Annotated in this window: 8 protein-coding genes, 2 tRNA genes and 2 pseudogenes; 9 read left to right on the top strand and 3 right to left on the bottom strand. The window is 58.6% G+C overall.

Annotation, left to right across the window (positions count from 1 at the left end; translation table 11 throughout):
* Positions 1 to 304: 304 nt before the first annotated feature.
* From AC0L3O_RS06470 to AC0L3O_RS06440, 7 genes are all read left to right on the top strand, one after another.
* Positions 305 to 793 carry an EF-hand domain-containing protein gene (locus AC0L3O_RS06470; protein ID WP_473534581.1) on the top strand — a complete coding sequence of 163 codons (489 nt, stop codon included), beginning with the start codon at positions 305 to 307 and terminating at the stop codon, positions 791 to 793.
* A 54-nt stretch (positions 794 to 847) separates the two neighbouring features.
* Positions 848 to 1,954: a flavodoxin family protein gene (locus tag AC0L3O_RS06465; protein WP_473534580.1), complete on the top strand. Its 1,107-nt coding sequence runs from the start codon at positions 848 to 850 to the stop codon at positions 1,952 to 1,954.
* 95 nt (positions 1,955 to 2,049) lie between these two features.
* Positions 2,050 to 2,241, top strand: a complete 192-nt coding sequence (locus AC0L3O_RS06460; protein WP_473534579.1) for a hypothetical protein — start codon at positions 2,050 to 2,052, stop codon at positions 2,239 to 2,241.
* Between the two features lie 539 nt (positions 2,242 to 2,780).
* Positions 2,781 to 3,530, top strand: coding sequence for a hypothetical protein (locus AC0L3O_RS06455; RefSeq protein ID WP_473534578.1), 750 nt, complete (start codon positions 2,781 to 2,783; stop codon positions 3,528 to 3,530).
* On the top strand, positions 3,514 to 4,410 hold the full coding sequence (locus tag AC0L3O_RS06450) for a hypothetical protein (protein WP_473534577.1): 897 nt from the start codon (positions 3,514 to 3,516) through the stop codon (positions 4,408 to 4,410). Before AC0L3O_RS06455 ends, AC0L3O_RS06450 begins: the two co-directional genes overlap by 17 nt.
* 25 nt (positions 4,411 to 4,435) lie before the next feature.
* Entirely contained in the window at positions 4,436 to 4,912 is a 477-nt protein-coding gene (locus tag AC0L3O_RS06445) for a hypothetical protein (RefSeq protein ID WP_473534576.1), read from the top strand.
* 190 nt (positions 4,913 to 5,102) lie between these two features.
* Positions 5,103 to 5,618, top strand: coding sequence for a hypothetical protein (locus AC0L3O_RS06440; RefSeq protein WP_473534575.1), 516 nt, complete (start codon positions 5,103 to 5,105; stop codon positions 5,616 to 5,618).
* 45 nt (positions 5,619 to 5,663) lie between these two features.
* Here the strand turns inward: AC0L3O_RS06440 and AC0L3O_RS06435 are convergent.
* Positions 5,664 to 5,740 (bottom strand) — tRNA-Asp (locus AC0L3O_RS06435).
* Positions 5,741 to 5,955: 215 nt separating this feature from the next.
* Here AC0L3O_RS06435 and AC0L3O_RS06430 point away from each other — a divergent pair.
* A tRNA-Val gene (locus AC0L3O_RS06430) sits at positions 5,956 to 6,031 on the top strand.
* A 153-nt stretch (positions 6,032 to 6,184) separates the two neighbouring features.
* Here AC0L3O_RS06430 and AC0L3O_RS06425 read toward each other — a convergent pair.
* Positions 6,185 to 6,421, bottom strand: a pseudogene (locus AC0L3O_RS06425) (DUF2130 domain-containing protein); the annotation flags it as partial.
* Positions 6,422 to 6,630: 209 nt separating this feature from the next.
* Here AC0L3O_RS06425 and AC0L3O_RS06420 point away from each other — a divergent pair.
* Positions 6,631 to 6,960, top strand: a complete 330-nt coding sequence (locus AC0L3O_RS06420) for a hypothetical protein (RefSeq protein WP_473615188.1) — start codon at positions 6,631 to 6,633, stop codon at positions 6,958 to 6,960.
* 289 nt (positions 6,961 to 7,249) lie between these two features.
* On the opposite strand, the pseudogene AC0L3O_RS06415 reads toward AC0L3O_RS06420, so the two are convergent.
* A pseudogene (locus tag AC0L3O_RS06415) lies at positions 7,250 to 7,417 on the bottom strand (single-stranded DNA-binding protein); the annotation flags it as partial.
* Between the last annotated feature and the right edge of the window lie 462 nt (positions 7,418 to 7,879).

Here is a 7,879-nt window from a genome sequence, read left to right as displayed (position 1 = left end):
TTTTTATTCCCGCGCGCCGTGCTCCCCCCCCGCCCGCCCGCCCGCCCCCCCCCCCCGCCCCCCCCCCACCCCCCCCCCCCCCCCCGGGGGGGGCGCTGTCCCGCCGCCATCAAACGTTCTGCACCGTCGTGACGCTCTGATGTCACGGAATGGACCCCGGGTCTGCGCCGCGTCGCTTCGCTCCTTGCTCGTCGGGACCAACATGCAGCGAACATCAACCAACGCGCCAGGAACCATGCGGGGAGCAGCGGGTTTGGCTTGGATGCCGACACGTTCGGTCCACCCATTCTCCAAGGAGAACACGATGACATCAGCAAGCAAGACCACAGCAATTGCCGCAGCCTTGGCCATGCTGGCCTCGCCGGCGCTATCCCAGACGAGCTCGCCTGCGCCCGCCGCACCTGCGCAGGATCAAGGTTCACAGCCGTCGCCAGGCGGGCCAACCGAAGACTCCATGCGCCAAACGATGCGTGAGATGATGACCGAGATGCTGGAGGAGAGAATGCCGGAGCATCGCCGCCCCCGAGCAGAACGACGAGGTGACGACCGTTGGCATCGCGATTTCCGAAGGCCTGACGGCCGCCATATGGGACGCGGGATGATGCATGGTGCGCGGATGCGAATGATGTTCGCGATAGTCGACGCCGACGGCGATGGTGCGCTTTCTCAAACCGAGGTTCAGGATTTTGTCGAGCGGATATTCAGCGCCGTCGACGAGGACGGCGATGACAGCATCGACAGGGAGGAAATCCGATCCTTCTTCCACGGAGGTGCCGACGGAACGGGTGAATAGACCACTGCAAAGTCCTGCGCGTTCCTGGACGAAATTCGGGAAAGGAATTCGGAAATGGCTGGTCTCGTTGGCAAGTTTGCCGGGAAAGCCCCGGCGCCTCGCAAGGGCATGGCTAGTCCCAGACTGAGTGAGAAAGCCTTCAAGGCGAGGTACAAGCAGCAATTCGTCGACCCGGCGTTCGAACCGCTCGCCCAGTCGATTGAGCAAATCGCTTCGATCGCCTGGCAGGCTTATGCGGATTCCCGCAAGAGCCCGATCACGAGGAAAGCCGGTCCTGCGTTCAGCGACCCCGACTACGATCTGTCCGTCGATTGGATTGCGGCGCACGAAGCCGTGCTGCAGGCGCAGCGTCGGCACGAGGATCTAACGGTGCCGCCGCGTCTGTTGATCATCAACGGGTCGTCGCGCAGCGAGCACACCTGTCCCGGCGAGATGTCGAAGAGTTTCCGGCTCGCCGAAATCGCCCGTGAGACCATCGACAAGGAAACGAAACTTGCGGTCGAAATTCTCGATCTGTCGCGACTTGCCTCCGAATACGGGAGGAACATCCATCCGTGCAAGGCGTGCTTTTCGACGGCCGCTCCGCTCTGCCATTGGCCCTGTTCCTGCTATCCCAACCATTCGCTTGGGCAAGTTCAGGACTGGATGAACGAAATCTACCCGATGTGGGTCGCCGCCCATGGGATCATGATCATCTCGCCGGTGAATTGGTATCAGGTTTCCTCGCCTGTCAAACTGAGGATGGACAGGCTTGTCTGCGCTGACGGTGGCAATCCAGACCCCTCGCTGACACAAGGCAAGGATGCGGCAAAGGCAAAGCAGGTCGAACTGGCCGGGTGGGACTATCCGCGTCATCTGGCAGGCAGGCTGTTTTCTGTGATCGTGCACGGCGACGTCGAAGGTGCGGAGAATGTGCGGCATTCCATCGCAGACTGGCTGCGCTTCATGAAGTTGTCGCCGGCAGGCCCGAGCGCCGAGCTTGACCGCTACATCGGCTACTGGAAGCCGTACGCTACAAGCCATGATGAACTCGATGCCGACGAGACAATCCAGGAAGAAGTTCGCAATGCCGCCCGCTCGCTCGCCGAAGCCGTCGTCGAACGTCGGGCGGGCCGTTTCCGTCAGATCGGCATCGGCCTGGAAGACCCGAGGCAAAAATAGGCGACCCCGATCAGCGAAGCACGGGGGCCGGAATTCTGCACGGAAACCGCGCCCGAGCTTGGTCGGCGAACGTGCAAGCATCAGCTCGCGGAGCGTTGAGCGAGCACCGCGCCGAGCTGGATCTGCAGATCGGCCTGCTCAACGAGCATGAGACCACGCGACTGATCGAAACCGCCGCCCTGACGGAGCGTTTGAAGGTACCAACGCCGGCAGATGATGAAACCGCCTCAGCTAGCTCAGAACGTCGATCCGCAAGCGGTGATGAGCCAGATCGAACAGGTTTCTGAAAATCAGGCCAAGCGCTGAAATTTATCGGGCGCCAAGGTCGACCCGAATATCTGAATTGCCGGTCCGGCATTCAGAGTTTTTTACATTTCCAATCAGCTAAGTGATTGAAAATGGCGCGAGTGACGGGGCTCGAACCCGCGACCTCCGGCGTGACAGGCCAGTGAAATACCGAAAAGTTTCAATGACAGTTTCGAATCCGAGTCGCCCTGAATTCAACGGAAAACTGTGAAAGTTGAAACCGAATGCCCCGGCCTCTGAGTTTAGCGGGAGCCCGTAATCGTTCGCACCCGAATTCAACGGTCCCTATCATATGGCAGGAAGCTGTCCGAAGAAATTGCCCCAAGCTCGCCCGATCCCTTAGGATTGCCTCAGGGGCTTTGTGAAATAACGCAACTCTTATCCGTAAAGCTCTGGCCTGATCAGCCAGGGCTTTTTGCCTTGGTCGACTGGAAGCGGACGAACGCCTTGCGCCGTCCACAGGACGTTGTTTCCCTGTGGAATGGCTGCTAAGAACTCTTCAATACATGTGGGATTACGGTTGCTGCATCTTTTCATCGATTGGTCTTCTATGGCGATTATGTACGACAACCTGCAGTTCGTGGCATTCACGACGCGCCCCCCAACCAGGACGGCAATCGACCTTTGGCAGTCTGAATTCGGTAAAATGCCCGATGGCTTCCAGCAACTGCCGATGGGATCCGGATCCCAGGCGGTAGGTTCGGATGGCGGCTTGCAAGTAATTGTTTCTGTTCAATTAAGCAGGATAGACGTTGTCATTAGATCACCTGAAAATCTCCCGAATAGCTTAGGAACCGTATCGCAGCCAAATTCGGCAGTCGCCAAAGGTACTTCTATTCTAAAGAATTTGTCTCGTGGAGAGCACATTCTGAGGCCTGCTGTGGTTTTTCAGACCTCCGAAGAGTGCCCTGACTTAGGAGGCTCAGTCGCAAAGGCAGCCTCTCTTCTTCCGAACCAATTAGTGGTTCCTCAGGGGACCACAGACGTGAGTTTCCATACCAATGTGCCGCGCACCAGTTCGGTTGACCCGAACGTCACGATTAACCGGATGTATCGTGTTGCCAATGGTCGGCGGGTTGCAGTGCAGGTTGACCTAGCGAACCCAGGGAATATGACTCAGCAGCTAGGGGCATACATGGCCACCCAGTTCGTAGACGTATTTGCCTCGCCTGACACGCCTATGCGAGCGCAGGATTTTGGCGCAATGCTCGATGAGATTGTAAATGAGGCCCAGTTGATATTATCTGAGGGCTATGACCGTTTTTCCTGAATACGTTTCCGAGGGCATTCTCGCCAGTCGTGCAGTGAAGACATTCACTCTCGACCGAGGCAGCGGGAGTCCGTCGGCTGGCGGCAAGCCTGGAACGCCGCAGGCTCTGCCGACGCGATTTGCTGCTGTCCTCAATAATTATGTCCCTGCCGAAACCGGGGTTGGCTACGTTGCCAATCCGCCTTACGCGGCGGTAACAATCAAGAATGCACCAGAAATTTGGGGTCTTGAACCTGTTTCCGACCCTACGGTACTTTGCCGGAAGTGGGTTTTTGTGGAGACGCCTCATAGCTCCAGCCATCGCCATGTTATGGGGACAGTGCCCGGCACTCTTTCCGACGCGGATGTTGTATGCACTTTTCCTGGTTGGGCCGGGAGTGATCGCCTCCCCCAGACGTTTGTGCGGCAGATTGATACGCCGGGAAGCATATATGGGCTGGTCGGACTAGCTGATACCTGGCTTGCGAACCCGCAAGCTAAGCGAGGGTTGCACCCCGCGGTGCGAAAGTCGCTCGATTCCCAAAAAAGTCTGCTAAGCAACCTTCGGAAGGATTGGGACGGATATGGCGCCGACCCTCTGCCGAGGTATAGGGTCGAGGCATTCATTTCGGAACTAGAGTCGGCACTGGAGGATTATTCAGGCCCGCTTCCGGAGATTATTCCTGGAGCGGATGGCTCCTTGCAAGCTGAATGGCATCGCAAGTATTTGACGTTGTTTTATGGCGTCGACAGCGATGACACTAGGCACCTTTTTCTTAAGGTTGCCAATCAGGAGCCTATCACCCTATCGGGAGATGCAGCCTTACACGGCTTCGCGAAGGCGCTACTTATACACTTCCCTCGGGGGGCTAACGCTGTCACCAACGCCGCAACCAAATGATGATCCGGATAGCTGGTACGATGACTTGGCGATTTCTGCCGATGACGGCCTGTTAAGAATAGTCAAAACGTCCAGCCACATTGTTCAGGTTGAGGGCGGAGGCTATGGAGTCTCGCCTCAACTTTGGACGTCTATGGAAGGAGGCTGCTCGGTCGAATTGCTTTCGATTTTGAGCGCTGCGAACGTGTTGGTGGATGACCGTATTGTGTCTCAGAACGGCATAGGTGCGTCCACGATTGGTGTTTCTGCGGTGCGGAATACGATGAACCGAGTTGATCCGAAAACCAAGGTAGGTGTTGAGCCGCTTGGGGTGGCATATACACCAATAGCGCCTGATCAGCCGTACGGTCCGAACCCCTACCATTGCGATATCTTTCCCAAGCTGGGTAACCCGGGCCGAAATCTCCTACACGGGAAGGCTTCCTTGGTCCGCCTCGATCAAAGCGAAGCAAAATCGCTGTGGGAAAAGCGCCATGGCATTACGCCCACTGGCGAAGGCTAGCATTCAGCTTGGGAAGCTAGCCCCTTCAGCCGGATTCCAATGGGTTGTCTGTAAAACAGGCGAAAACCCGCTTGCAAGATATCAATGAGTTACCCGCCAAATGTAAAATCCGCCAGTTGCAAAGTCCAGCGCTTCAGGCGTAGGCACCAGCCATGCAAATCCTGCTCGCCGCTCTGCTCCTCTCCGGTGCATGCAGACGGCGCAGGAGTGGGGTTTCCTGATCGAGCGCACCAAGAGCGGCGAGGCGGCGTTCGGCACGCTGTCGCCACGCACGCAAAGGCTGGTGCTGGCCTATGTCGAATCATTGGGCGTCACGCTGCTCGACGATGCGCCGATCTTCCGCTCGCGCGGCTTTGCGCCAGGCGCGAAGGGCGGCCGGCCACGCGCCGGCGTGCCTTACACGAAGGACTCCCTGGTCGACGACTTCGCCGATATGCGCAAGCTGGTTTTCGGGGAAGGGGAGAAGCGTCGCCTCATGGACATGCGGCGATCGGGCGCGGTCGAGGCCAATGCCGGCGGCGCCTCCGTCGAGGCGATCTCGGCCAAGATGGGCAACTCGATCGACGACAACAAGGCGCTGCAGAAAACCTACATGCCGGTCAATCTCGCGGCCGTCCGATCGGCCGACGCCTCGCGCCGCCAAGGCCGCAAACTGCTCGGCCAAGAACGCAACGAATACAAAAAGTTGAAACTTTCGGGAAAATGAAAGTTGAAACTTTTCAAGGGGCGGTAGCTAACCCCTTGAAACAAATGGCGCGAGTGACGGGGCTCGAACCCGCGACCTCCGGCGTGACAGGCCGGCACTCTAACCAACTGAGCTACACCCGCGCAAGACGAGCACGGTCAGCCGTGTTCGTCGTTGGGGCGGTGGATAAGGCGTAAGCCACCGGGTGTCAAGCGGAGCGCGACAGCATAACAGCAAACAGCAGAAGGTTTTTTGACAAGCCGGATTTTGCCGCCGAAAACGACCAGCGGCGAGGCCGTTGCGCGCTCATTTGGCCTTGCGAACCCCGTCCTAACTGCTTAAAGGTCCGCCCCGGAGCGGGCGATTAGCTCAGTTGGTAGAGCGCTTCGTTTACACCGAAGATGTCGGCGGTTCGAGCCCGTCATCGCCCACCATATAACCTACTGAATTCAATTGATATTTTCTAGAAATGACTGGCCTCCCATCACTGGGCTAGCGCCTCTAGCTACAAACTAGCAACTCGACGCGACGATTCCTGCGCCCTGTAGCAGGTCGACAACGCAGGCGGTTGCGGCAGGAATCACTCATCATCGGATGGCCCTTCCACGGCCAACCTGTAGGCTCTCGATCTCCAGCATTGCTTTTCCCGCGATCCCCTGGAGGTCACCATACATGCCTACCGTGGACTCGATGACGCCCTGGATTTGGGCGTCACGTTTCGCCCACAGCCGAGTTGCTGCCTTGCGCTCTCGTGCGAGATCCTCCTGCATGTCGGAGAACTTCTCGACAATGGCCTCTATGCGCTGCCGAAAGCGGGGACCGGTAGATACCCGAAGGAGGTGCGGACCGGTTTCATCATTCATGCGACGGGTCGAGCAAGGATCCCCGGTTCGCCTCGTCAATCTCTCGTCGATAATCTAGTGGCGATGCTTGCCTATGTGCACCCAGGCTCCTGCGCTGCAGCCGGATCAGCGCCTGATTCTCGAGTCGGCTGAAGCGGGCTGGTGGTATTTCTGCAGCACTTCCTACGGGCATGAATGTCCTGGCCTACCTCACTGACGCCGACCTGCTGCCCAAGGGTGCGGCCAAGCGGCGAGAATTTTTCGATCAGCAGTTGAAGGAGACGCAGTTCGTACGCTTGCGATCGGCCGGTTACCAGTCTGAGCAAATCATGGGCTGGCCGGCGAACACAGCGCGCCGCAATGTGATCTCTGGACCGAACTGGGTTGCGATCGGTGAGGCGGCCTCGACTTACGACCCCTTGTTCGGCCAGGGAGTTCCCGCCGCGATGAGCAAGGGAGTCGGCTTGGGCGCGCGCGATCCTCGCAAGTGGGAGTCGAGAGCGGGCGGTCGCCGAATATGAGAACGCGGAACGGCAAGCGTTCGATGATTTCCTCACCATGCGCCGGTTGACGTACAGGCGGGTTCAGCGGTGGCGAGGGCACCTCTTCTGGGCCAGGCGTCATTAAACGCCCTGCAAAACGTGTCATGATGCGAGCTTGGCAAACTTCTCGACTTGAAGTGAGGGTCCTTCGATCCGCGAGATGACTCAAGCGTTCACCACGCTGCTCAAAGGCTCAAGCTCTACAACGCACATTTGATGGAGAAGCAGACCGGCTGGATTAAGCGCTGGGCATGATGTTAGAGCTTACGGTGACGCGGTGCCATTCGGTGTCCTGGAGGCGGTTGTCGCTGGCATCCCGGAGGACCTTGCCGTCCGCGTAGCGGGGGCGGGAGGTGGCGAGGGTGAAGTGGGCAATGCCGGTGCCGCCCTGGGTCGCGCGGGTTTCCGGCTCCTGGCCGATGTTGCCGGCGAGAATGAAATGACAATGTTCTGCATTTGATGTCTCCGTTGCTTCTGAGGGACCGTCCCTCCGACGGGACCCGAAAAAGCCGGTCGTGAGAGGCCAGCACCGGAGTGTCAGCGCAGGGAAAATCTAAAGGATCGGGGTGGCGCGGGCACGCTCGCGCGCCAACACGGCCCTATCCGGAGGGGTGCGGACAGGGAACGAACGGCTTGGGGGCTCATGTCAGTCGGAGGGCGAGATCCATCGGCGGCAGCCATGAGGCGATCAGCAGGACCGTCACCTTTGCCAGCAATCCTGGTCCGGAGTCTCCCAACGTTTTCCGACCACACCACCGCCGGCAGCGACGTAGAGTCCGGCACGATCCGCAAGGTGCCGCAATGGGTGCCTGAGGCATGGATTGGCGTTGAGTTGCCCTTTTGGAGCAAGAAAGAAGATTCGTGTACGAAAGCATGTTGACCCGGCCCCCGGGGTCAC

Source organism: Mesorhizobium sp. WSM4810, from assembly GCF_055811235.1.
The sequence above is the reverse complement of the archived record's forward strand: the minus strand, read 5'-3'. Positions and strand labels throughout refer to the sequence as shown.